General features: G+C 71.2%; 26 protein-coding genes. 21 read left to right on the forward strand and 5 right to left on the reverse strand.

Annotated elements, in window-relative coordinates:
* The first annotated feature begins 164 nt into the window (after positions 1-164).
* A complete protein-coding gene (locus AC07EJ_RS13065; RefSeq protein WP_478884267.1) occupies positions 165-329 on the forward strand; it encodes a hypothetical protein in 165 nt (54 codons plus the stop codon).
* Between the two features lie 119 nt (positions 330-448).
* On the opposite strand, the gene AC07EJ_RS13070 is transcribed toward AC07EJ_RS13065, so the two are convergent.
* Both AC07EJ_RS13070 and AC07EJ_RS13075 read right to left on the reverse strand, forming a co-directional pair.
* Entirely contained in the window at positions 449-1471 is a 1023-nt protein-coding gene (locus tag AC07EJ_RS13070; protein ID WP_362898303.1) for a LacI family DNA-binding transcriptional regulator, read from the reverse strand.
* 23 nt (positions 1472-1494) lie between these two features.
* Positions 1495-2367, reverse strand: a complete 873-nt coding sequence (locus AC07EJ_RS13075) for a response regulator transcription factor (protein WP_478884268.1) — start codon at positions 2365-2367, stop codon at positions 1495-1497.
* Positions 2368-2650: 283 nt separating this feature from the next.
* On the opposite strand from AC07EJ_RS13075, the gene AC07EJ_RS13080 reads away from it, so the two are divergent.
* From AC07EJ_RS13080 to AC07EJ_RS13130, 11 genes are all read left to right on the forward strand, one after another.
* Complete coding sequence (locus AC07EJ_RS13080) at positions 2651-3484, forward strand: alpha/beta hydrolase (RefSeq protein ID WP_478884269.1); 834 nt, start codon at positions 2651-2653, stop codon at positions 3482-3484.
* 62 nt (positions 3485-3546) lie between these two features.
* On the forward strand, positions 3547-3801 hold the full coding sequence (locus AC07EJ_RS13085; RefSeq protein ID WP_389480762.1) for a MoaD/ThiS family protein: 255 nt from the start codon (positions 3547-3549) through the stop codon (positions 3799-3801).
* Between the two features lie 5 nt (positions 3802-3806).
* Positions 3807-5228 (forward strand): chromosomal replication initiator protein DnaA, encoded by a 1422-nt coding sequence (locus tag AC07EJ_RS13090; protein WP_389480760.1) that lies wholly within the window; start codon positions 3807-3809, stop codon positions 5226-5228.
* A gap of 126 nt (positions 5229-5354) precedes the next feature.
* Positions 5355-6083 (forward strand): LmeA family phospholipid-binding protein, encoded by a 729-nt coding sequence (locus AC07EJ_RS13095; protein ID WP_389480757.1) that lies wholly within the window; start codon positions 5355-5357, stop codon positions 6081-6083.
* 238 nt (positions 6084-6321) lie between these two features.
* Positions 6322-6402, forward strand: a complete 81-nt coding sequence (locus tag AC07EJ_RS13100; protein ID WP_351257108.1) for a putative leader peptide — start codon at positions 6322-6324, stop codon at positions 6400-6402.
* Between the two features lie 145 nt (positions 6403-6547).
* On the forward strand, positions 6548-7387 hold the full coding sequence (locus AC07EJ_RS13105) for a sulfurtransferase (protein ID WP_362898293.1): 840 nt from the start codon (positions 6548-6550) through the stop codon (positions 7385-7387).
* Between the two features lie 49 nt (positions 7388-7436).
* Entirely contained in the window at positions 7437-7724 is a 288-nt protein-coding gene (locus AC07EJ_RS13110; RefSeq protein ID WP_328311485.1) for a DUF1416 domain-containing protein, read from the forward strand.
* A gap of 276 nt (positions 7725-8000) precedes the next feature.
* Complete coding sequence (locus AC07EJ_RS13115; protein WP_389480754.1) at positions 8001-8384, forward strand: hypothetical protein; 384 nt, start codon at positions 8001-8003, stop codon at positions 8382-8384.
* Positions 8385-8398: 14 nt separating this feature from the next.
* A complete protein-coding gene (locus AC07EJ_RS13120; protein WP_478884270.1) occupies positions 8399-9970 on the forward strand; it encodes a peptidoglycan-binding protein in 1572 nt (523 codons plus the stop codon).
* Positions 9971-9989: 19 nt separating this feature from the next.
* On the forward strand, positions 9990-10460 hold the full coding sequence (locus AC07EJ_RS13125) for a protease inhibitor I42 family protein (protein WP_389480749.1): 471 nt from the start codon (positions 9990-9992) through the stop codon (positions 10458-10460).
* A 64-nt stretch (positions 10461-10524) separates the two neighbouring features.
* Positions 10525-10941 carry a hypothetical protein gene (locus AC07EJ_RS13130; protein WP_389480747.1) on the forward strand — a complete coding sequence of 139 codons (417 nt, stop codon included), beginning with the start codon at positions 10525-10527 and terminating at the stop codon, positions 10939-10941.
* 15 nt (positions 10942-10956) lie between these two features.
* Here AC07EJ_RS13130 and AC07EJ_RS13135 read toward each other — a convergent pair whose 3' ends face one another.
* Entirely contained in the window at positions 10957-11214 is a 258-nt protein-coding gene (locus AC07EJ_RS13135) for a DUF3099 domain-containing protein (protein ID WP_383086186.1), read from the reverse strand.
* A 97-nt stretch (positions 11215-11311) separates the two neighbouring features.
* Entirely contained in the window at positions 11312-11674 is a 363-nt protein-coding gene (locus tag AC07EJ_RS13140; RefSeq protein ID WP_100595624.1) for a DsrE family protein, read from the reverse strand.
* 150 nt (positions 11675-11824) lie between these two features.
* Here AC07EJ_RS13140 and AC07EJ_RS13145 point away from each other — a divergent pair, with 150 nt between their 5' ends.
* From AC07EJ_RS13145 to ygfZ, 6 genes are all read left to right on the forward strand, one after another.
* Complete coding sequence (locus AC07EJ_RS13145; protein WP_478884271.1) at positions 11825-12523, forward strand: hypothetical protein; 699 nt, start codon at positions 11825-11827, stop codon at positions 12521-12523.
* Complete coding sequence (locus AC07EJ_RS13150) at positions 12520-13455, forward strand: hypothetical protein (RefSeq protein WP_478884272.1); 936 nt, start codon at positions 12520-12522, stop codon at positions 13453-13455. Before AC07EJ_RS13145 ends, AC07EJ_RS13150 begins: the two co-directional genes overlap by 4 nt.
* Positions 13452-14456 carry a hypothetical protein gene (locus AC07EJ_RS13155; protein WP_478884273.1) on the forward strand — a complete coding sequence of 335 codons (1005 nt, stop codon included), beginning with the start codon at positions 13452-13454 and terminating at the stop codon, positions 14454-14456. Before AC07EJ_RS13150 ends, AC07EJ_RS13155 begins: the two co-directional genes overlap by 4 nt.
* 237 nt (positions 14457-14693) lie before the next feature.
* Positions 14694-15266 (forward strand): heme-binding beta-barrel domain-containing protein, encoded by a 573-nt coding sequence (locus AC07EJ_RS13160; protein ID WP_362898278.1) that lies wholly within the window; start codon positions 14694-14696, stop codon positions 15264-15266.
* A 73-nt stretch (positions 15267-15339) separates the two neighbouring features.
* Complete coding sequence (locus AC07EJ_RS13165; protein WP_389480739.1) at positions 15340-15786, forward strand: Fur family transcriptional regulator; 447 nt, start codon at positions 15340-15342, stop codon at positions 15784-15786.
* Between the two features lie 34 nt (positions 15787-15820).
* Positions 15821-16786 carry a CAF17-like 4Fe-4S cluster assembly/insertion protein YgfZ gene (gene ygfZ, locus AC07EJ_RS13170; RefSeq protein WP_478884274.1) on the forward strand — a complete coding sequence of 322 codons (966 nt, stop codon included), beginning with the start codon at positions 15821-15823 and terminating at the stop codon, positions 16784-16786.
* A 53-nt stretch (positions 16787-16839) separates the two neighbouring features.
* On the opposite strand, the gene dtd is transcribed toward ygfZ, so the two are convergent.
* On the reverse strand, positions 16840-17265 hold the full coding sequence (dtd, locus tag AC07EJ_RS13175) for a D-aminoacyl-tRNA deacylase (protein WP_389480734.1): 426 nt from the start codon (positions 17263-17265) through the stop codon (positions 16840-16842).
* Positions 17266-17405: 140 nt separating this feature from the next.
* Between dtd and AC07EJ_RS13180 the strand changes: the two genes are divergently transcribed.
* The 3 genes from AC07EJ_RS13180 (at position 17406) to AC07EJ_RS13190 (ending at position 20491) form a co-directional block, all read left to right on the forward strand.
* The gene (locus AC07EJ_RS13180; RefSeq protein ID WP_389480732.1) at positions 17406-18026 is read left to right on the forward strand and encodes an RsiG family protein; all 621 of its coding nucleotides are present in this window, start codon (positions 17406-17408) and stop codon (positions 18024-18026) included.
* 84 nt (positions 18027-18110) lie between these two features.
* Positions 18111-19073, forward strand: coding sequence for an asparaginase (locus tag AC07EJ_RS13185; RefSeq protein WP_389480730.1), 963 nt, complete (start codon positions 18111-18113; stop codon positions 19071-19073).
* Between the two features lie 164 nt (positions 19074-19237).
* Positions 19238-20491, forward strand: coding sequence for a GNAT family N-acetyltransferase (locus AC07EJ_RS13190; protein ID WP_389480728.1), 1254 nt, complete (start codon positions 19238-19240; stop codon positions 20489-20491).
* The last annotated feature ends 40 nt before the right edge of the window (positions 20492-20531 follow it).

Consider the following 20531-nt stretch of genomic DNA (forward strand, 5'->3'; position numbering starts at 1 on the left):
ATTCGTCACCATGCCCGTCCCCGCCACCCCCGCATAGCCGGAACCGAAGGGGAGATGCGACCCGTGACCGTCCCGTCGTAGGGGACAGTCGGGAGTGCGACAAGGCGTAAACGACTCGGGGCGAACACGCTCGGTCGTTTACGGCCGAGAAGGTGACCTCGTACGTGACGAACGGGGACGTGACCGGCGACGGTATCGCCGACGTCATGGCCCGTGACTCGGGCGGCACGCTCTGGCTCTACCCGGGCACCAACAAGGCGTCCGCCGACGTCTTCGGCGCGGGCAAGAGGCTGGGCACCGGGTTCAACCAGTACAACCTGATGTTCTGAGCGATCAGTACAACCTGATGTTCTGAACGATCACGCACCACGAGTGACACGCGGCACGCGCGCCGGTCCGGTGTTCCCGGGCCGGCGCGCGGTCGTGTCAGGTCAGGGGCAGCCGCAGGTCACGGGCAGCCGCACGACTGGCGGACGACCAGCCGCGAGGGGAACACCTTCAGGCGCTCACGCCGGGACCCGGCGACGCGCAGCGAGTCGTCGAGGACGAGGTCGACGGCGGACCGCGCCATCGCCGAGCGGTCCGACGCGACCGTCGTCAGCGGCGGATCCGTCAGACCCGCCTCCTTCACGTCGTCGAAGCCGGCGACGGCCAGCTCGCCCGGCACCTCGATCCGCAGCTCGCGCGCGGCCCGCAGGATGCCGAAGGCCTGGTCGTCCGTGGAGCAGAAGATCGCCGGCGGCCGCTGCGGCCCGGCGAGCAGCTCAAGCCCGATCTTGTACGCGTCGTAGCGGTTGTACGGCGCCTCGAACAGTCGCCCCTCGGTGGACAGTCCCGCCTCGTGCATGGCCCGGCGCCAGCCCTCGACGTGGTCGGAGACCGGGTCGCCGACGGACGGCGTCTCGGCCGTGCCGCCGAGACAGGCCACGTACGGGTGGCCGTGCTCGAGGAGATGGCGGGTGGCCAGCTGGGCGCCGCCGATGTCGTCGATGACGACCGCGACGTCGTCGATCGCCTCGGGCCGCTCGTGCAGCAGGACCACGCGCGCGTCCCACGCCTCTATCTCGGCCGCGGCCAGATCGTTCAGGCCGTGGCTGACGAGGATGAGGCCGGACACCCGCATGCCGAGGAAGGCCCGCAGATAGTGGACCTCGCGCTCCTCGACGTAGTCGGAGTTGCCGACGAGGACCATTTTTCCGCGCTCGGAAGCCGCCTGTTCGACGGCGTGCGCCATCTCCGCGAAGAACGGCTGGCGCGCGTCCGGCACGATCATGCCTATGAGGTCGGTCCGCCGCGACGCCATGGCCTGGGCGACCCGGTCGGGCCGGTACCCCAGCTCCTTGATCGCGGCGAGTACACGCTCGCGCGTGGCCGGGGCAACCGGCCTAGGTCCGTTGTTGATGACGTAGCTCACGACCGCGGTCGAAGTACCCGCCAGTCGCGCCACATCATCCCGAGTCACCTTGGCCACGCGCGGAGTCTACGCGGATGGACCTACCGCTGGGCAGGGCGTCCGGCGGCGGCCTGGTGAGCGGCCGCCCGGGACTGCTCGACCGGCTCCCGCACGGCACCGGAATCGGGCCCGGAGTCCGTGTTGCCGGCCTTCTCCGCGGGTGCCGCGTGCGCCGTGTGCTCTGCGGGATCCGGCTTCGGAGCGGCCGCCTTGGCCTTCGCCGCGTCCGCCGCCCGCTCGACCTTCTCGGGCGTCACGAAGCGGTAGCCGACGTTGCGCACGGTCCCGATCAGCGACTCGTGCTCGGGCCCGAGCTTCGCGCGCAGGCGCCGCACATGGACGTCCACGGTGCGGGTGCCGCCGAAGTAGTCGTAGCCCCACACCTCCTGGAGCAGCTGGGCGCGCGTGAAGACGCGGCCCGGGTGCTGCGCGAGGTACTTGAGGAGCTCGAACTCCTTGAAGGTCAGGTCGAGGACCCGCCCCTTCAGCTTCGCGCTGTAGGTGGCCTCGTCGACCGACAGGTCGCCGTTGCGGATCTCCATGGGGGAGTCGTCGGCGACGATCTGCTGCCGGCCCATCGCGAGCCGCAGTCGCGCCTCGACCTCGGCCGGTCCCGCCGTGTCGAGAAGTACGTCGTCGATGCCCCAGTCGGCGGTGACCGCCGTCAGGCCGCCCTCCGTCACCACGAGGACCAGCGGACAGCCGGGCCCGGTGGAGCGGAGAAGCTGACACAGGCTGCGTACCTGCGGGAGGTCGCGGCGCCCGTCGATGAGGATGACGTCGGCACCGGGGGTGTCGACGAGAGCCGGGCCCTCGGCGGGGGCGACCCGCACGTTGTGCAGCAGCAGGCCGAGAGCGGGAAGCACCTCCGTCGACGGCTGAAGGGCATTGGTCAGGAGCAGCAAAGAACTCATCGCGCCCCACCTGCCTGGGTCGTCCTAAGGTCCTGCACGTTTCGCTCGCCCATAACGTCTGGTTCCTCCTCGGTCCCTGCGAGGACGTTTACGGCACTGCTTCGTACTGCTTTGTTCTGGTACTTCGTACTGCTACTTACTTCTGCTGCTTCGTACTGTTTTCGGGCCCGCGCCCTGGGCCCTGTGCGCCTTGCGGTCCGCGTTCGTATACAACGCCGTCCGAAAGCACAAAAGGACCCGGGGGCTTCGCTGCCCGGATCCTCTGCCAAGGAGAATAGCCCACATGAGTTCCGGTCCGGCAGGTCAAGACGCACGATCTTCTGTGCAGCCGATCACTGCCCGCTCACGGCGCATGATCCTGCGCACGCGGGACGGCGTCCCGATCGAGGCCGCCTACGACCCCGGTCCGGGCCCGGCCGGCGGCCCGGTGATCGTGGTCGCGCACGGGTTCACGGGCGATCTGGAACGGCCGCATGTCCGGCGTGCGGCGGGTGTGTTCGCGCAGGGTGCCGCCGTGGTCACGTTCTCGTTCCGGGGGCACGGGCGGTCGGGCGGGCGGTCCACCGTCGGCGACCGGGAGGTACTCGACCTGGTGGCCGCCGTGGAGTGGGCGAGGTCACTCGGGCATGAACAGGTGGTGACGGTCGGCTTCTCGATGGGCGGTTCCGTCGTGCTGCGGCACGCCGCGTTGCACAGGGGGCGCACGGAAGCGCGCTCCGACGCCGTGGTCGCGGTGAGTGCCCCGGCCCGCTGGTACTACCGCGGGACCGCGCCGATGCGGCGGCTGCACTGGCTCGTGACGCGGCCGGCCGGCCGTCTCGTGGGCCGCTTCGGACTCCGCACCCGCATTCACCCGCACGAGTGGGACCCGGTGCCGCTCTCGCCCGTCGAGTCCGTGCCGCTGATCGCGCCGACGCCGCTCCTGATCGTGCACGGCGACCGGGACCCGTATTTCCCCCTCGACCACCCGCGGATGCTGGCCGCGGCCGCGTCCGGCGGCGCCGAGCTGTGGCTGGAGACGGGCATGGGGCACGCCGAGCACGCGGCGGACGACGCACTCCTCGCGCGGATCGGTGACTGGGCCACGGCATCATGGACGACGGCAACCGCCGAATAGACCGCATGTACAGACTGCGTGTACTGACCGCATGTACAGACCGCATGGGAGGAGCGCCGCGCATGGCCAACGGGACCATTCGCTACTGGGCCGCGGCCAAGGCGGCCGCCGGTGTCGCCGAGGAGCCGTACGAGGCCGAGACGCTGGCCGACGCGCTGGAGGGCGCGCGTACGCGACACCCCGGAGACCTGGTGCGCGTCCTGCAGCGTTCCTCGTTCCTGATCGACGGTGACCCCGTCGGCAAGCGCGGGCATGAGACGGTACGGCTTGCCGAGGGCGGCACGGTCGAGGTGCTCCCGCCGTTCGCAGGAGGGTGACCGCGATGAGTGACGAGCCGCACGAAGACGAGTACGGGCAGCAGCAGCCGCCCCAGCAGACCCAGCCGCCCCAGCAGACCCAGCAGTGGCAGGGCCAGACCTGGGACACCCAGGTCCAGTCCACGCAGCTGCCGCCCCGGGCATACGAGCCGGGCCAGGCCGCGTACGGCCAGGCCGCATACGGGCAGCCCGGGTACGGCCAGGCCCCGTATGGGCAGGCTGCGTACGGGCAGGGCCCGGTGAGCCAGGCCGGCCATGACCAGCACGCTTACGGCGACCAGCAGGCGTACGGCGACCAGCAGGCGTACGGGGCCCAGCAGTCGCACGGGGCCCAGCAGTCGTCGCATGGGGCCCAGCAGTCGTACAGCGGTGACCAGCAGTCGTACGGCGGTGACCAGCACGCCTACGGCCACGGGCAGGTTCCGTACGCCCAGGGGCCCGCTGTCCAGACGCCGGGCGGGGAGACTCCGCCGCCGGCCGCGACGCATGCCGCGTACGGGCAGACTCCGCCGCCGCCCGTGCCCGCGTACGGCCAGACGCCGGGCGCCCCCGGTGGCGACCAGCAGACGCAGGTCTTCGGGACGGTCGCGGCGGCTCAGCCGCTGCCGACCGCCGAGCCGGAGGCCGGGGCGAGCGCCTACGGGCCCGCCACCGTCACCGGCAACGCCCGCGTCACCGACGCGCAGCGCGCCCGCGCCGAGGGGCGGTCGCCGATCATCGAGCCCGGGATGCAGCCCGCCGCGCTGACCGCGCTGCTCGCGCTGCTGCTCGCCGGCGGCGCCGCCGTGGGCCAGTACGCGCTGCTCGTCCCGCTCGTGCTGCTGCAGGCCGTCACGGCGGCCGGCTGGTTCCGGCTCAACGGGATGTGGCCCGCCCGGCAGGGCATCGCGCTCGCCTTCGCGGGCGGCCTCGCCGCCGACGCGGCGCTGCTCGTCAGCGGCCGGGAGAACGCGCCCGCCGCGATCCTCGGCACCCTCGGTGTCTGGGTCCTGCTCACCCTCGTCCTCCAGCTCCGCAGCCACGCGGCCCCGGACGAGCGCATGTACGGCCTGATGGCGACGGTCGCCTCCGCGGCGCTCGCCATCCTCGCGACCGGACACCTGGCGGCCGACCCGGACGCCGTGACCGTCGGCGCCGTGGCCGTGGCCGTCGCCGTCCTCGCACGGGCGCTCCCGCTGCCGACGCCCGCCTCCGTGGCCGTCGCGCTGCTGGCCGCCGCGGGCGCCGGCATCGCGGCCGGCGGCATGGCGGACATGGGGTCCAAGGGCGCGCTCCTCGGCCTCGGCGCCGGTGTCTGCGCCCTGATCGGCCACCGCGTCGCGAGCTACGACTATCCGTCCCGCTTCGTGCACATGACGGCGGGCGTGGCCCTGCCGCTGGCCGCCGCGGCCCCGGCCGTCTATCTGCTCGGGCGGGTCGTGGGCTGAGCGTCCGGCGGGCGTACGGCCTGTCACAGCTGATCGACAAGAATCGGGCCGGGCCCCCTTCACGGGGGTCCGGCCCGTACTCTCGCGATCAGGAACTGTCGTCCAGGTGGGGGGAAACACCGGGTCATGCGTGCTCTGCGGATACTTCTGATCGTCGTCGTGATCCTGGGCGGCCTGTTCGTCATCGCCGACCGGGTCGCGGTGAACTACGCGGAGGGCGAGGCGGCCGACCGCGTACGCACCAGCGAGGGCCTCCAGGAGAACCCCGACGTGTCGATCAAGGGTTTCCCGTTCCTGACCCAGCTCGCGGGCGGCACCCTGGACGACGTGGAGATCGGCATCAAGGACTACGACGCGAAGAGCGGCGGTGAGACGATCCGGATCGCCGATCTGAAGGCCGAGATGCACGGCGTCCAGTTCAACAGCAGCTTCAGTTCCGCCACCGCCGACTCGGCCACCGGCACCGCCCGCATCTCCTACGCCGAGCTGCTCAAGGCCGTCAGGAAGCAGGACGCCGCCCAGGTCGCCCCCGGCGTGACGGCGCAGATCGAAGGCCTCTCCTACGGCGGCGGCGACAGGGTCAAGATCGAGGTCGCCCTGCGCACGCCGGTGGGCACCCTGCACCCCACCGTCCTCAGCTCGGTCAAGGTCACCGGCGGCAAGGTCTCGGCGCGTGCCGACAGCCTGCCCAAGGCCGGCGCGCTCGACCTGGCCGAGGGCCGGATCCGCGCCGTCACCGACTTCCAGCAGGCGATCGACGACCTGCCGGCCGGGATCAAGCTGGACCGGGTCGAGGCGGTCAAGGACGGCGTCGAGATCTCGGTGAAGGGTTCGAAGCTCGACCTCGTCGGGTAGGCACCCTCGAACTCGTCGGACAGGCCCCCGCAGACTCGTCGGACAGGCACCCGTAAAACGGCGCGTCCGCACTGCGAGACGGCGCCGTCCGCACAGCAGTGATCGGCGGAGCCCCAGCGGCCCCGGAGCCTGGGAAATGAGGCTCCGGGGCCGCACTCGTCTCGCATTGCGGACGATCGTGTCTCACGATGCGACATGCCGGTGACACGGCCACCCGTGCCTACCTACGATCGGTGGCATGAAGCGACAGGCGGATCTTACGAAGCGGCGGGCAGTAGACCTGTGCCGCGTCGCCGCCATGCTCTGTCGCACCGCCTGAGCGGGACGGCAACTCCCGCTTTCCCAGGCCCCTTTGAGGCCTCCCCTCGCGTGCGCCGAATGCCGCCCTTGTCCGCATGCAGGGCCGTGCCCGCACCGCACCCGCACTTCCGTACCCCGCCGTAACTGCCCCGGAGGAGAAAAAAATGAGCCGCAGCGACGTCCTGGTAGACGCCGACTGGGTCGAGGCCAACCTCGACAACCCGAAGGTCGTCATCGTCGAGGTCGACGAGGACGCTTCGGCGTACGACAAGAACCACATCAAGAACGCCGTCAAGGTCGACTGGCAGCAGGACCTCCAGGACCCGGTCCGCCGCGACTTCATCGACCAGGCCGGCTTCGAGAAGCTCCTGTCCGCGCGCGGCATCGCCAACGACGACACCGTCGTCCTCTACGGCGGCAACAACAACTGGTTCGCGTCCTACGCCTACTGGTACTTCAAGCTCTACGGCCACGACAGCGTCAAGCTGCTCGACGGCGGCCGCAAGAAGTGGGAGCTCGACTCGCGCGACCTCGTCGCCGAGATCGTCCAGCGCCCCGCCACCGAGTACAAGGCCAAGGCCCAGGACACCTCGATCCGCGCCTTCCGTGACGACGTCGTCGCCGCGATCGGCAGCCTGAACCTCGTCGACGTGCGCTCGCCCGACGAGTTCTCCGGCAAGCTCCTCGCCCCGGCCCACCTCCCGCAGGAGCAGTCGCAGCGTCCGGGCCACGTCCCGTCCGCGCGCAACATCCCGTGGTCGAAGAACGCCAACGACGACGGCACGTTCAAGTCGGACGACGAGCTCAAGGCCCTCTACGAGGACGAGCAGGTCGACCTGGCCAAGGACACCATCGCGTACTGCCGCATCGGTGAGCGCTCGGCCCTGACGTGGTTCGTCCTGCACGAGCTGCTCGGCCAGGCCAACGTCAAGAACTACGACGGCTCGTGGACCGAGTACGGCTCCCTCGTCGGCGTGCCGATCGAGCTCGGCGCCAACAAGTAACCCTCCCGTACCCCTCAGACAGACCTGACCGACCTTTTTGGAGAAGCACATGTGTGGAGCGAAGGCCGGCGGCCCCGACGCCTCGACGATCAAGCCCGGTGAGACCACCATCCAGGGCCAGGTGACCCGCGACGGCGAGCCCGTCACCGGTTACGTGCGCCTGCTGGACTCGACCGGCGAGTTCACGGCCGAGGTCCCCACCTCGGCGACGGGCCAGTTCCGTTTCTACGCGGCCGAGGGCACGTGGACGCTGCGCGCCCTGGTCCCCGGCGGCTCGGCGGACCGTACGGTCGTCGCCCAGACCGGTGGTCTCGCCGAGGTCGCCATCGCCGTCTGACGCGGCTCGCCGCGTGACGGCGGCGCAGATACGGCCGAGGGGCCGCACCTCCGGGGGTTGGACGCCTACGGAATCGAGGTGCGGTCCCTCGGCTTTGCGCGGTCCCTCGGCTCTGTGCGGAGCTTCGGAGCCCCCGTGCGGAGCTTCGGAGCCCGTGCTGAGGGGGCGTGTACATGGCGGCGTTCTGCTAATTTTCTTGAAGGCTGTGACCTGACTCAACTTCCTTGTCCGGAAGGCGCGTCGAGGTCGGGGACTCAAGAAATCGGGGGAAGGGCCATGACCTCTCCGGACGGTTACCAGGTCGGACACAAAGGCATGTCGGGCCAGGCCGGCGAACTCGACGGCGCGGGCCGCGACGTCGGCAAGATCGGCAAGGCGATCGCCAGCACGATGTGCTACTCGCAGGACGCGCTCGGCGGCTCCGACACCGCGCCCGCGTTCAACACGTTCGCGGCCGCCTGGGAGTCCGAGACCAAGGTCCTCGAAGCGGCCCTGCACGAACTCGCGGACAAGGTCCGCCTGTCCAGCCGCGCGTACTCCGGTTCCGACACCGGAGTCCGTAACGGCGCGAAGTCCGTGTCCGTGGGCTCCGCGGCCGAGGAGCGCGTCAGCACGATGCCGACGTACGCCGAGCGCCCGTCCGCGCTGTCCGGCTACTGACAGGGCCGGCGACCGTGACGGAATCCACGAACGACCGCAGGCAGAAGCTCAACGGCCTGCGCGACAGGATCTCTTCGGCCGGTAGCAAGAACGACCTGATCGACGCGATCGACGACGCCCTCGGCGTCTCGGGTCCGGTGGGCGAGCCGAAGGTGATCGAGGCCCTCGGCAAGCGCTACACCGGCCAGACCGACGAGGCCGACGCCGTCAGCGACCGGATCGACAAGATCGCCCGCAAGGGCCTGCCGCAGGTCTGGGTCGGTGACACGAGCGTCCTCGCCTCCGACGTGGTCGGCGCCGCCTCCCGCGACGCCCAGCAGATGATCGAGGCGTTCCAGGGCGGCGGCAAGGCCCTGATCGCGCTGTCCGACGCGCTGGAGACGGCGCAGACCCTGGACGGCACCGGCCGCGGCAAGCTGCGCGACGCCCGCGGGATGCTCGGCGGCAAGGACGGCTGGTTCGACGACTGGCACGAGGACGACGACGAGGAAGCCCTCCGTCTGAAGGCCCGCTCGCTGGCCTCCCACGGGGTCGACGACCTGCACAAGGCGGCCGCCGACGCCGACGACGCCGCCCGCGTCGCGGCCCGCGACCTCAACAAGTTCGCGGCCGAGGCGCGCGCCGGCCAGATGGCCACCGACGAACTGACCGCCGCCGACCGGCTCGCCCTCGCCGACACCGCCAACCCCGGCGGCGACCCCGAGCTGAACGAGATCCTCAGCGCCAACGACCTCGAACGCTCGGGCCGCGCCATGGAGAACATGTCGCCGGCCGAACGGGCGCGCATGGAAAGGCTGTTGGCGAGCGCATCGAGCCCGCAGGAGAAGGCGTACCTCATGAAGGCCCTCGCCTCGGGCCACGACATCGGCGAGGTCGAGAAGTTCGGCGGGAAGATCCACGGCAAGGACTCGGCGTGGCTCGCGGAGCACCTGACCCCGATCTCCACGGACTCCGTCGCCTCCGGCAAGGAGCAGCAGGATTTCCGCGGCGAGCTCTGGGACCAGGACGACGAGACCTGCGTCCCGTCCTCGACGGTCACGGCGCGCGCCCTCGTCGACCCGGTGTACGCCCTCGAACTCACCGGCGGCCCTGACGGCACCGACGACGACCCCGCCCACTTCCGCAAGCGCCTGCACGACGAGCAGTTCCGGATGAACGACGAGGGCGACGGCGAGATGGACGGCATGTGGTGGGACCGCCACCCGGCCGGCATGGACTCCGACGGGCAGGAGGAGATCTCCGACAAGGAGCTCGGCCCGCACACCGGAGACAAGTACGACCAGCAGGACATGGGCGGCGCCGACGACCGGCGTGGCGTCCTGCCCGAGATCGAGAAGTCCGTCGCCGACGGCAAGCCCGTGCCCATCAACATCACGCGCGTCGACGAGGACGGCAACCGTCACGGCCACAGCCTGATGATCATCGGGCAGGAGGACGGCAAGCTGCAGGTCTACAACCCGTGGGGCACCACGTCCTGGATCAGTGAGGACGATTTCATCAACGGTGATGTCCAGGCCGTCGCCGACGACCGTTACTCCAAGGCCCACCAGGGCGACGTCAACGTTGTCTACATCCAGCAGGACTGAACTCACCGTGCGAATGCGAATGCGAATCATTGTGCGTGCCGCGGCCGCTTCGGCCGCCGCCCTCGTCACCCTTTCCGGATGCGGCGGCTCCACCGGGCCCACCGCGTTCGGGCCGGGCGAGCGGAGCGTCACCGTCGACAAGGGCGACACGTTCACGCTGGAGGTGCCGGCCAACCCGGCCCTCGGCCAGAACTGGTACCTGGCGAGCCCGCGTCCCGACAAGGGCGTCGTCACGTACCAGGGCAGGCGCGAGGAGGAGGACGGGGGCGACGAAGACCTCATCGGCAGCGGCGACGGCGCCCAGTTCTTCGACTTCGAGGCGCACGCGTCCGGCCGGACGACGGTGAAGCTGCTGTTCTGCCCGCACGGCCTGTGCGGGAGCGCCGCGGAGGTGAGCGCGAGCCCGGTCCCGACGGCCACGACCACGGCGGCCCCGACGAGGTCGGACGACGAGGTCGCCTACTACGTCTACACGGTCACCGTCCGCTGACCTGCGGGAACGGACGATGGAGCGGACGGCGGAACGGCCCGACGGAACGGAACGACGGAACGGAATGACCATGGTCCACGACCGCTCCCCACGCACCGACGACGAGGTGCTCGCCGCCACCGACGTCCCGACACTGCTGCGCCACGGCCTCACCCGGGAGACCTTCCGCACCGCGCTCTTCGGCGACGGCGCGATCGCCGCGGCCGTCACCCTCGACCGGCTCGGCGTGCTGCCGCGCTCGGTGACGTACGTGGCGAAGATCGTCCGGGCCGGGGGCCTGGAGTACGCGGCCGGACTGGCCGAGCCGCTGCCGTCACGTGAGGCGTCCGCGTGCCTGCAGGACTGGCTGGAGACGGCGGCGCAGGCGGGAGGGGCGCCGGGTGACGAGGCGCGGGCGGCGCGCTGGCTGGAGACGGTGGCCGAGATCGTCTCGATGCGCCGCGCCGGCCGGGGCGCGACAGCGGGTCCTGAGCAGTCCTAAGCCTGAGCAGTCGTCCTAAGGCCGCTTCTTCCCGTCCAGCTCGTCCCACCACTCGTCGGACTTCGCGTCCCCGGACGGGTCGTCCCACCAGCGGTCGTCGGGGCCGCGGCGGTTGGCGACGATCGCCGCGACGGGCGGAATCACCATGGCCACGATGCACATCGCCACCGCGGCAGGCACGGACCACAGGCGCACGACGGCCCAGGCCAGGACGAACAGGCCGATGCAGAGGCCCATCATGGCGAAGTACAGGTGCCGACGCCGCGAGTACATGTCTCAAGCGTAGGTCCGAGCGGCGTCGATAGCCGCGTCGACGGCGGCGTCAATTGCCGCCTCAAGCGCCGCGTCAATGGACGCCTCAATGGACGCCTCAATAGACGAGCGCCTGCGTCCCGTCCGTCATCGCCTCCTGCACGAAGACCTGCGCGCCCGCGATCCGGACCCCCTCGATGACGTCCTTCTCCGTGATCTCGCGGCGGGCCGCGCACTGCGTGCACAGCGTGATCCGCCCGGCCGCCAGGATCGACTCGATCAGGTCGGGCAGCGGCGCGGCGTGCGGCAGCTCGAACTCGGCGGCGCGGCCCGGCAGCGCGAACCACGACGACTCGCCGGTCAGCCAGAGCGAGACCTCCACCCCGCTGGCCACGGCCACCGCCGCCACCGTGAAGGCCTGCGAGCAGCGTTCGGGGGCATCGGCCCCCGCGGTCACCTTGATCACGAGCTTGTTCGCCATGGCTGAATCGTAATCAACTCCCGTACAACCAGGGATGTTGCCTGTGGGTCTCCTGTGCGCGCGGATACGGAATCCGTGCTTCGAGTTCCGTGGGGGGACCCGTTGGATGACGAACGAATACCGCAGGGGGCGTCGGAACTGCCCGCGCCCATGGCACCGGACAGACCCCGGCGCCGCGGCCGCACCACCCTGCTGATCGCCTGCGCCGCCGTGCTCGGCGCCGTCGCGGGAGTGTGCACCGGGTACGTCGTACAGGCGGACCGGAAGCCGACGGCGCTGCCGCCGCTGTCCATGACAGTGGTCGGCCAGGCGAAGGGCGAGGGGCCCGAGGTGGCGCCCCGGCCCCAGGACGGTGACCTGCGCAAACTCCTCGTGCCCAGGCCTGCCGGGACGCAGAAGGCGGACGGGCGGCAGGGCTGGGTGAACCAGTACGACTTCGCGAACGGCTTCAGAGATCCGCGCTGGATCTTCGGGCAGCTCGCCGAGGGAGGCTTCCGCCGGGCCACGGTCGAGGCCTGGCAGCGCGGCCAGTCCACGACGGAGGTCCAGCTCATCCAGTTCCGGGACGACACCGACGCCGGCTCGCGCAAGTTCCTGGACGGCCAGCAGAGCTACATGGGCGACAGCGGCTGGGCGGGCAACGAGGGCGTGCCCCTCACCGGCAGCGGCAACGGCCGCGTCTACGTCTACGACAAGCCGCACACCGAGGCCGGCTACCTCCCGATGTACCAGGCCAGGGCGCTCGCCGCCCGCGGCGACATCGTCATGGACATCCGGCTGTACGACACCAGGCCGATCCCCGAGAAGACCGCGATGTCTCTCGCGAAGCGGCAGTTGGAGCGACTGTGAGCGACCTGGACACGCAGCTTCCCGGCCCCGACCCGGACCCCGGTTCCGACCCCGGGCCCACCCCCGACCCCGGGCCCACCCCCGACCCCGGGCCCACCCCCGACCCCGGGCCCACCCCTGTCGCCGAGGTTCCCGCCCTCGTCGCCGAGGTTCCCGCCCCCGTCGCGGGAGGCGGGGCCCGTCGCCGTCGGCCCGCCGTGGCTGCGGCCATGGCCTGTGCCGTCGTGCTCGCCGTCGGGGCCGGCGCCGGCCTCACCGTCATGAAGGTGCAGGCCGCCGACCGCTCGGCGCCCACCAAGGTCTGGGCGAAGCCGAAGGAACAGAAATCGGCGAAGCCCGGCCCGGCCAGGGCCCAGGGGCTCAGCGCCCGGCTGCTCCCGGTCCCCAAGGCCTACCGGCCGGGCCCGGACATCGACGAGTACGGCAACGACAAGGCCCTCACCGGCAGGGAAGCCGCCGCCCGCCTCAAGAACGGCGCGCGCAACCTGCCCTCCCGCCAGCGCGAGGAGCAGGGCAAGGCCATCGACAAGCTGAAGCTCAGGGGCCTGGCCATGCGCAGCTACCAGCTGAACGGCTCCGACGGATTCGTGACCGACTACCACCAGAAGTCCCTCGTCGTCGAGATGCAGCTCGCCCAAATGCAGAACCGCAGGGCCGGGCGTCAGCTCAAGGAGTTCCGGAGCGAGTTCCTGCGAACAGTCGGCGTGTTCCCGAAGGGGCCGAAGGTCAAGGGGCACAGCAACGCCGACTGTTTCCTCGCACCCAAGGACAGCAAGGGCAAGCTCGAAATGGTCGTCTGCAGCGCGTACGAGGACGACGTCCTGGTCACCACCACCGGGTACGGCCCCAAGCCGCTCGACACCGCTGAGGTCGCCGACCTGCTCGCCCAGCAGCTCGACCGCCTGACGTCGCAGGGAGGGCAGCTCGTATGAGCGAGACACTGCAGCCGGCCGAGACACCGCAGCCCGGCCAGACACCGCAGCCCGGCCAGACGCCGCGGCTCGGCGAGACGCAGGAGCCTGGCGAGACACCGCAGCCTGCCGAGTCCCCGCAGCAGCAGGACCCCGTAGCCGTCGAGTCCCCGCAGCAGCAGGACCCCGTAACCGCCGAGTCCCCGCAGCAGCCGGGACCGGTCCCCGCCGAGGTGCACACGCCCGCGCCCGCCCCCAGGGACCGGCGCGTCCTGCGCGCCGTGCTGCGCTGGACCGCCGCCGTCGTCGTCTTCGGCTTGGCCGGCGCAGCCACCGCGTACGGCGTCACCGAGCAGAAGCGCACCGACCTGCCGGGGCTGGCCACCGAGAGCGACGGCCGCTGGGACTTTCCGGCGATGGAGAAGCCCCCGCTGCCCGAAGGTTCCCCGGCCCCCTTCGCCGACGGCAACGACAGCGAGACCCACTACGCCGATCTGCGCAAGCTGGTCCTGCCCATGCCCCGGGGTGCCAGGCCGGACAGGACACTGGCCGGAAAGGACGGGTGGCTGCCCACTCCGGCGTACCTCGACGCGTACGAGAAGGAGGCGCGGCGGGACCTGGGGCAGCAGCTCAAGGACGACGGGCTGCGGCAGATCGCGGCCCGCGGCTGGACCACGCCCGACGGCACGCACACGCGGATCTACGCGCTGCGCTTCACCTCGGCGGCGTTCACGCGGATCGTCCACGCCGACCTGACGGACAACGTGTACTCCCCGGCGGACGCGCCGTACGCCGACGAGGAGTACGGCGGCTGGGCGGAGAAGGTCGACGTCCCGTACACGAAGCGGAATGTCTTCACGGAGGCGAAGCCGTACGGCAGGACGGCGGCGCGCTACGCCTACATCGAGGCCGGTGACGTCATCGCCCTGGTGATCCAGTCCGGGAAGGCGGGGAAGGCCGCCCTGCCGCCCCGGATCACCTTCCAGCAGACCGTCGTGCTGCAGAGCCAGCTCCTGGGCTGACCCTCCGCACCCCGGTTGGGTGACCTCACCGAGAGAGCCGGGCCCCACCCGACTAAAGTGGGGCCCGGCTCTGTACCTGCCCACCACCGCTCACCGAGGAGCACCCCGTGCTTGAGGCCTTCTTCTCCGCTCTCCTTGTCCTGGTCTGCGTCGGCGTTATCGCGTTCGCCGGGCTGACCGTGAAGAAGCTGTACCAGGGCCAGCGCTGACCCCCACCAGAGAGACGCTTCGCAGACCATGATCGAGATCCCGTCCGACCTGCACCCCGACCTCGTCCCCCTGGTGTTCCTCCTCGGTAACTGGGCGGGCGCGGGCGTCACCGACTTCCCCGGCGCCGAGAAGGCGAACTTCGGGCAGGAGGTGTCCTTCACCCACGACGGGCGGGACTTCCTCGAGTACCACTCGCACACCTGGATCCTCGACTCCGAGGGCAACAAGGTGAAGCCCCTGGAGACCGAGTCCGGGTTCTGGCGCATCGACAAGAACCGCAAGGTCGACGTCGTCATGGTCCGCGACGACGGCGTCGTCGAGATCTGGTACGGCGAGCTGGCCGACCAGAAGCCGCAGATCGACCTGGTCACGGACGCCGTCGCGCGCACCGCGACCGCGGCACCGCACACCGGCGGCAAGCGGCTCTACGGCTATGTGAAGAGCGACCTGATGTGGGTCGGCGAGAAGCAGACCCCCGAGGTCGAGCTGCGCCCCTACATGTCGGCCCAGCTGAAGAAGGTCGTCTCCCCGGACGACGTGGCCGAGATGGCCCGCAATCTCCCGGACCTGCCCGACGACGGCATCGCTTTCTTCAAGTAGGCCCCCGGTTACCCCCGGCCTGTCCGCTCTTCCAGTAGGCCCACAGCCTGCAAGTGGTCCTAGACTCGGCGGTGTGGTGAGCACCGAGGGAATCGACTGGAAGAGCGATCTGCGGCAGCGCGGCTACCGGCTGACGCCGCAGCGTCAGCTGGTCCTCGAAGCTGTGGACACCCTGGAGCACGCGACCCCCGACGACATCCTCTGCGAAGTGCGCAAGACGGCGTCGGGGATCAACATCTCGACCGTCTACCGGACGCTCGAACTGCTCGAGGAGCTGGACCTCGTCAGCCACGCCCACCTCGGGCACGGCGCGCCGACGTACCACCTCGCCGACCGGCACCACCACATGCACCTGGTGTGCCGGGACTGTACGAACGTGATCGAGGCCGACGTCACGGTCGCCGCCGAGTTCACCGCCAAGCTGCGCGAGACCTTCGGCTTCGACACGGACCTCAAACACTTCGCGATCTTCGGGCGCTGCGAGGACTGCGCGGGGAAGAAGACCGACCCGCAGGAATAAGCGCGTCCGCGTGCTCGTCGTAGTGTCTGTGAACATGAAGAGCCCCCTCCTGTCCCTGCCCGGCGCCGTTCCCGCCGAGGGCGTGGACGAAGGCGTCGCCGCGCACTACGGCGACCTGTTCCGCGAGCAGCGCACTCTCGCCGACGGCAACGGCCTCGTCGACCTCTCCCACCGCGGCGTCATCACCGTCACCGGCGACGACCGCCTCGCGTGGCTGCACCTGCTCCTCACGCAGCACGTCAGCGACCTCCCGGCCGGCCAGGCCACCGAGGCGCTCGTCCTCTCCGCGCACGGCCACATCGAGCACGCCCTGTACCTCGTCGACGACGGCACCACCACGTGGGCGCACGTCGAGCCCGGCACCCAGGAGGCGCTGATCGCCTACCTGGAGTCGATGAAGTTCTTCTACCGGGTCGAAGCCGCCGACCGCACCGAGGAGTTCGCGCTCGTCCATCTGCCGGCCGGTTCGATCGCGCCGGTCCCGGACGGCGTCGCGGTGCGCGAGACGGCGTACGGCCGCGACGTGTTCCTGCCGCGCGCCGACCTGGAGACGTACGCGGAGCAGAACGGGCCCGCGGTCGGGCTCCTCGCCCACGAGGCGCTGCGCGTGGAGAACCACCGGCCGCGCCTCGGCTTCGAGACCGACCACCGCACCATCCCGCACGAGCTCGGCTGGATCGGCACCGCCGTCCACCTCCAGAAGGGCTGCTACCGCGGCCAGGAGACCGTCGCCCGCGTGCAGAACCTCGGCAAGCCGCCGCGCCGCCTCGTCTTCCTGCACCTGGACGGCAGCGACGTGCACCTGCCCCCGCACGGCGCCCCGGTCCGCCTCGCGTCCGACGGGCCCGAGGGCCGCAAGCTGGGCTTCGTGACGACGTCCGTACGCCACCACGAACTCGGCCCGATCGCGCTCGCCCTGGTGAAGCGGAACGTGCCGGTGGACGCGGACCTCATCGTGGAGACGACGGCGGCCGCGCAGGAGACCGTGGTCGAGCCCTAGAACCCCTAGAAGCCATAGGAGTCCTAGAAGCCCTAGGCCCCTCAGAAGTCCGGCTACATCTCCAGAAGCACCGTGAACGGGCCGTCGTTCGTCAGGGACACCCGCATCTGCGCCCCGAACCGGCCCGTCGCCACGGTTGCCCCCAGGGCCCGCAGCTGCGCGACGACCTCGTCGACCAGCGGCTCGGCCACCGGTCCGGGCGCCGCCGCGTTCCAGGTGGGGCGGCGGCCCTTACGGGCGTCCCCGTAGAGCGTGAACTGGCTGATCACCAGGAGCGGGGCGTCGATGTCGCTGCACGACTTCTCGTCGGCGAGCATCCGTACGGACCAGAGTTTGCGGGCCAGTTGGGCTGCCTTCTCCTTGGTGTCCTCGTGCGTGACCCCCACGAGGACGCACAGCCCCTCGCCCTTGATCTCGCCGACCACTTCTTCGTCCACCACGACGGCCGCGCCGTCCACCCTCTGCACCACTGCACGCATACGGACCATCATGCCGTGCTCCCGAACCGCCCATCCGGGGCGGATTAGGGGCACTCGTGCACAGAGCGGCCACTTCGAGTGGCACGATGCCTCTACGCGGTGCACCGCGTCGGTCCGGTCGAGGGGACGGTAGGGACGCAATGAGCCACACATCGAGCATCGGGCAGCCTCCAGGGGCGCCCGTTTCGTTGACGCACGCCAGTCGCATCACCGGTACGAACCGCCTCAGCACGACGCGCCCGCCCACGCAGCGGGTCGGCAGCCCCGAGCTGCCACAGCCGCCCGCGCACGACCTGTCCGCGCTGCGGTTCCCCGAGCTGCGGACGCTGCGCCGCGAGGCCCAGCAGGACGAGGCCGACCTGAGCTACGTACGACGGCTGCTCCAGGGCCGTATCGACATCCTGCGGGCCGAGGTGGCGCGCCGCAGGGACCCCGAGGCGCCGGTCGTGGACCGGCTCTCCGAGATCCTCACCGACAAGGCCGCCCGGCACCGCTCCTCCGCCCGTCACGTCACCCTCGGCACGCCCCGCAGCGAGGAGTACCGGGGCCTCGCCGCCGAGATGCTCGCCGAGGTCGAGCTGTCGGACCTGGACGCCCGAACGGACGATGAGCTGGACACGGCGATGGGCCGCCTCGTGCGCTACGAGCAGCAGGTCTCGCGCCGCCGTCACCTGCTCCAGTCGACCGCCGACGATTGCAGCGCCGAGATCGCCCGCAGGTACCGTGAAGGCGAAGCACAAGTAGACGACCTGCTCGCGTGACGCGGCCGCACCGGTGATCCCGGTGGCCCGCTGCGGGGCGGGTCTGTCCATGGCCCGCCATGGACCCGCCCCGGAAGGCCACCGATGTCCCCCTCCTCCGCCGCCGCCATACCCCCGGTCCTCGCCGAGGTCGTCCGTTCCGGCTTCGTCGAGGGCCATCACCGAGGCAGCCTGGTCGTGCTGGCCGCGGACGGGACCGTGGAGCTCGCCCTGGGCGACGTGACCGCTCCCGTCTTCCCCCGCTCGTCGAACAAGCCGATGCAGGCGGCCGGCGTGCTGCGCGCGGGCCTAGACCTGTCGGGCGAGCGGCTCGCGCTCGCCGCCGCGAGCCACTCCGGTGAGACCTTCCACCGCGATCTCGTCCAGAAGATGCTGGCCGAGCACGAGCTGACCGCGGCCGAACTCCAGTGCCCGCCCGATCTGCCGCTCGACCCCGTCGAGACCGAGACGTACCTGGCGGCGGGCGCCGTACGGGACAGGGTCACGATGAACTGCTCCGGCAAGCACGCGGCGATGCTGGCCGCCTGTGACGCGAACGGCTGGCCCAAGGAGTCGTACCTCGACCCCGAGCACCCGCTCCAGCGCCTCATCCACGAGGTGGTGGAGGAGGCCGCGGGCGAGCCCGTCGCCGCGGTCGGTACGGACGGCTGCGGGGCGCCCCTGATGGCGATCAGCCTCACCGGCCTCGCCCGCGCCTTCCGCCACTTCGTGCTCGCCCCCGAGGGCTCGGCGGAGCGCCGGGTCGCCGACGCGATGCGCACCCACCCCGAGTACGTCGCGGGTACGCGCCGCCCCGACACCTGGCTGATGCGCGAGGTGCCGGGCGTCCTGTCGAAGATGGGCGCGGAAGCGGTCCAGGCCGTGGCGCTCCCGGACGGACGGGCGCTCGCCTTCAAGATCGACGACGGCGGGACGCGGGCGCTCGGCCCGGTCCTGGCCCGCGCGCTGCGGATGCTGGGCGTGGACGGCGAGGTCGTGGCCCGCATCGGCGAGGCGCCGCTGCACGGCGGCGGGGGCGTCGTGGGGGAGATCCGGGCGGTCTTCTAGGCCCTGCCGCCACCCAGGGCCCTGCCGCCACCCAGGGCCCTGCCGCCACCCGGGGCGGGGCCGCCACCCCGGGCGGGGTCGCCCCGGTAATCGGTGGCCCCGGTAATCGGGTGGCCGCGGTAATCGGGTGGCCCCGCCCAGCGGACCCCGCTTAGCGTGACGGGATGACCCGCGACGACACCGACGTACGGCTGATCACGGACGACGAGTTTGCCGACTGGTCCCGAGCGCTGAACACCGGCTTCCTGCGCAGTACCCCCGACTCGCGGGAGACCCTCGAAAGACGCAGGGAGCAGGGGCGCGGCTCCCGGATCCTGGGCGCGTTCGACGGCGGGCGCTGCGTCGCCACGTTCCGCTCGTTCCCGCAGGAGCTCACCGTGCCGGGCGGCGCGGCCGTCCCCGCCGACGCGATCTCGAACGTCACGGTCAGCGCCACGCATCGCCGGCGCGGCCTCCTGAGCCGGATGATGGCGGCCGACCTGGCTGGTGCGAAGGCCCGCGGTGACGTCGTCGCGACGCTCATCGCCGCCGAGTACCCGATCTACGGCCGGTTCGGCTTCGGGCCCGCCACGTCGCTCACCGAGTGGGCGGTGGACGTGCCGCGAGCCGGCCTCGACCGGCGCCGCCCGGTTCCGGACGACGGGGGCCGTATCGATCTCGTCGACGGCGAGGACGTCCGCAAGACGGGCCCGGAGCTGCACGAGCGGCTGCGCGCGAGCCGGCCGGGAGTCATCGACCGCGACGGGTTCTGGTGGCGCCGCAGTACCGGACTCCTCGAAACCCCCGAAGAGCCCTGGAAAGAGCCCTTCTACGCGGTCTACCGCGCGCCGAACGGCGAGGCCGAGGGCCTGGTCGTCTACGCCGTCGACGACAACTGGGGCGACACCAAGCAGCCGCACAACACGGCGACCGTGCGGGACCTGATCGCCGTCACCCCGGCCGCCGAGCGCGCGCTGTGGCACTACGTTTGCTCGGCCGACTGGATCGCGACCGTCCGCACGGGCTACCGGCCCCCGGACGACCTGCTGCCGCACCTGCTGCCCGACCCGCGCGCGGCCCGCGTCGTCACGCACGCGGACTGGCTGTGGGTGCGGATCCTGGACGTCGTACGGGCCCTGGAGGCGCGTACGTACGCGGGAACGGGATCGCTGGTCCTCGAGGTCGGCGACGCGGCCGGCCTCTCCGGGGGCCGCTACCGCCTGGACGCGGAGCCCGGGGGCGCGGTGTGCGCACCGACCTCGGAGGAACCCGAACTCACGCTGGACGTGAGCGAGTTGGGGACGCTGTGGCTGGGCGACGAGTCCGCGGTGCGGCTCGCGGCGCTCGGCCGCGTCAGGGAGGAGAGGGCGGGCGCCGCCGCCCTTGCCGACGCCCTGCTGCGTACGTCCAGGCGCCCGTGGTGCCCGGACATCTTCTGAGGCGCATGTGCTGCGGTGTGCTGAGGCGTGAGCAAAGCAA

The organism is Streptomyces sp. NPDC045026 (assembly GCF_056432625.1).

Bases quoted from the DNA above. Each gene is read 5' to 3' on its own strand.
- AC07EJ_RS13075 (WP_478884268.1), bottom strand. From the start codon at position 2,367: ATGAGTTCTTTGCTGCTCCTGACCAATGCCCTTCAGCCGTCGACGGAG.
- AC07EJ_RS13080 (WP_478884269.1), top strand. From the start codon at position 2,651: ATGAGTTCCGGTCCGGCAGGTCAAGACGCACGATCTTCTGTGCAGCCG.
- AC07EJ_RS13085 (WP_389480762.1), top strand. From the start codon at position 3,547: ATGGCCAACGGGACCATTCGCTACTGGGCCGCGGCCAAGGCGGCCGCC.
- AC07EJ_RS13090 (WP_389480760.1), top strand. From the start codon at position 3,807: ATGAGTGACGAGCCGCACGAAGACGAGTACGGGCAGCAGCAGCCGCCC.
- AC07EJ_RS13095 (WP_389480757.1), top strand. From the start codon at position 5,355: ATGCGTGCTCTGCGGATACTTCTGATCGTCGTCGTGATCCTGGGCGGC.
- AC07EJ_RS13100 (WP_351257108.1), top strand. From the start codon at position 6,322: ATGAAGCGACAGGCGGATCTTACGAAGCGGCGGGCAGTAGACCTGTGC.
- AC07EJ_RS13105 (WP_362898293.1), top strand. From the start codon at position 6,548: ATGAGCCGCAGCGACGTCCTGGTAGACGCCGACTGGGTCGAGGCCAAC.
- AC07EJ_RS13110 (WP_328311485.1), top strand. From the start codon at position 7,437: ATGTGTGGAGCGAAGGCCGGCGGCCCCGACGCCTCGACGATCAAGCCC.
- AC07EJ_RS13115 (WP_389480754.1), top strand. From the start codon at position 8,001: ATGACCTCTCCGGACGGTTACCAGGTCGGACACAAAGGCATGTCGGGC.
- AC07EJ_RS13125 (WP_389480749.1), top strand. From the start codon at position 9,990: ATGCGAATCATTGTGCGTGCCGCGGCCGCTTCGGCCGCCGCCCTCGTC.
- AC07EJ_RS13130 (WP_389480747.1), top strand. From the start codon at position 10,525: ATGACCATGGTCCACGACCGCTCCCCACGCACCGACGACGAGGTGCTC.
- AC07EJ_RS13135 (WP_383086186.1), bottom strand. From the start codon at position 11,214: ATGTACTCGCGGCGTCGGCACCTGTACTTCGCCATGATGGGCCTCTGC.
- AC07EJ_RS13140 (WP_100595624.1), bottom strand. From the start codon at position 11,674: ATGGCGAACAAGCTCGTGATCAAGGTGACCGCGGGGGCCGATGCCCCC.
- AC07EJ_RS13145 (WP_478884271.1), top strand. From the start codon at position 11,825: ATGGCACCGGACAGACCCCGGCGCCGCGGCCGCACCACCCTGCTGATC.
- AC07EJ_RS13155 (WP_478884273.1), top strand. From the start codon at position 13,452: ATGAGCGAGACACTGCAGCCGGCCGAGACACCGCAGCCCGGCCAGACA.
- AC07EJ_RS13160 (WP_362898278.1), top strand. From the start codon at position 14,694: ATGATCGAGATCCCGTCCGACCTGCACCCCGACCTCGTCCCCCTGGTG.
- ygfZ (WP_478884274.1), top strand. From the start codon at position 15,821: ATGAAGAGCCCCCTCCTGTCCCTGCCCGGCGCCGTTCCCGCCGAGGGC.
- dtd (WP_389480734.1), bottom strand. From the start codon at position 17,265: ATGCGTGCAGTGGTGCAGAGGGTGGACGGCGCGGCCGTCGTGGTGGAC.
- AC07EJ_RS13180 (WP_389480732.1), top strand. From the start codon at position 17,406: ATGAGCCACACATCGAGCATCGGGCAGCCTCCAGGGGCGCCCGTTTCG.
- AC07EJ_RS13185 (WP_389480730.1), top strand. From the start codon at position 18,111: ATGTCCCCCTCCTCCGCCGCCGCCATACCCCCGGTCCTCGCCGAGGTC.
- AC07EJ_RS13190 (WP_389480728.1), top strand. From the start codon at position 19,238: ATGACCCGCGACGACACCGACGTACGGCTGATCACGGACGACGAGTTT.